Source organism: Chitinophaga sp. (assembly GCF_036566945.1).
Lineage (GTDB): Bacteria > Bacteroidota > Bacteroidia > Chitinophagales > Chitinophagaceae > Chitinophaga.
On the sequence record NZ_DATCVJ010000804.1, the window covers coordinates 1 to 1,694 of the forward strand.

Sequence of the window (1,694 nt, forward strand, 5' to 3'; positions counted from 1 at the left end):
AATTATTGCGGCGCAGTATGGTTGCGGTTTTAATATCTAACTTAAAATAACCTTATTCATGATTAAAAGGAATGGGACTTATGGTGTATGAAATATATCATGTTGCTATTGGTCATACTTTTATCTGCCAATGGAAGAGCACAGACTCCCATAAATATTAGGTATTTCGTTCCGCCAATAGTTCCCAAACCTTCTTTGAATATTGAGCACTTAAAGGATTGGGAAGAGGTGACGTTCTTGCAAATTAATGACAACGGAAAATATTGTGGCTATGTCATCAAGCAGAAACAGCCACTTAGTGACATACTAATTTTAGTTGGTACAGGAGGGAAATGGGAGATCAAATCTTCTATTAAAGGATCTTACTCACTCTCGTCTAAAACTGCCAAGGCAGCTTGGATAAATTCACATGATAGTTTATGTATAGTTTCATTGGGTAGATTCGATACTCATTATGTTCCAGGTGTTTTGTCATTTTGGATTAATGATGATTATTTGACTTATCAACCTAAGTATCCGGTGAATGCAGAAACTGTTGTAATTAATCTAAACAAGAATCTGAGCTTGGAGTATGCACCGGGAAAAGGTACCGTAGCAATATGTGGGAAAAAAACGAAAATTATTTTACAAAGAGACGGCGATAAAAATAAGTTATTTCTAAAGTCAAATAGAGCCGAAAGAAAAATATGGGATGGTGAAATTATTAGGAACATTATAAAAGACAATAAAAAAGAGCAAATAGCTTTTATTACAAGCAATGTATCAGATACTATTTGTTATTATAAGCTTGGAATGGATTCGGTTACTTATTTAAATGTGCCACCCGATTCTACTTATATTTTTGGTGGGCTGTCTTATTTTAGTAAAAATGGGGAATACTTGTTCTTGAATTTGGTAGAACGTGTTCCTACTCTGCCCAGAGATAAATCTATTTTGAATGTTTGGAGTTATACAGATAGCAAGTTGCAACCGCAACAAGTATTGGAACAATCTGCAAGACAGTATACAGGAGTTATTCGCCTATCTGACCACCATTTTTTTAGATTAGATAGTGGAAATGATTGGTTGTTTCTGCCCAATATACAAGACTCCGTAGCATTGATACGCCAACAAGAAGTAACCACACCTGCAGATGAGATTGACTGGAATATCCATAGCCAATTTTCATGGTATATTGTTTCAATGAAGAATGAGAGAATAATAAAATTGGAAAGTCTTAAAAAGAATCGGATTGTGCAATTGTCTCCTTCTGGCAAGTATGTAGTTTATTATGACGCTAACGAAGGGGATTATTTTGTTTACGAAACCCAAAATGGACATAGGCGATGTTTGACGAAAGGGATCAACGAAAATTGGTTAAAAGAAAGTGATGATGCTAGCTATGGACAGTACATTGCCGCCTGGGGTGAGGATGATACTTTCGTACTGCTTAATGGAATAAGAGATATTTGGCAAATCGATCCTAAAGGATTGATATCACCTGTTAACTTAACAAGAGGATATGGAAGTATACATAATGTTGTTTTCTTTTTGGCACTGGATGAGTATACGCATAGACCGATTTTAAAACATGAATCGCTCCTGTTGAGTGCCTTTAATTTAGATACCAAAGAAAATGGTTTTTATAGGACAGTAACGGGTAAAAAACGAGGGCTTGATTCATTAAGCATGGGATCTTATGTATATGATATTAA

1 protein-coding gene is annotated in these 1,694 nt (G+C 35.2%); it reads left to right on the top strand.

The genetic code is table 11. The features are described from left to right. Positions 1-87: 87 nt before the first annotated feature. The coding region (locus VIP81_RS24390) for a hypothetical protein (RefSeq protein ID WP_331967489.1) at positions 88-1,694 on the top strand (1,607 nt) is incomplete at its 3' end.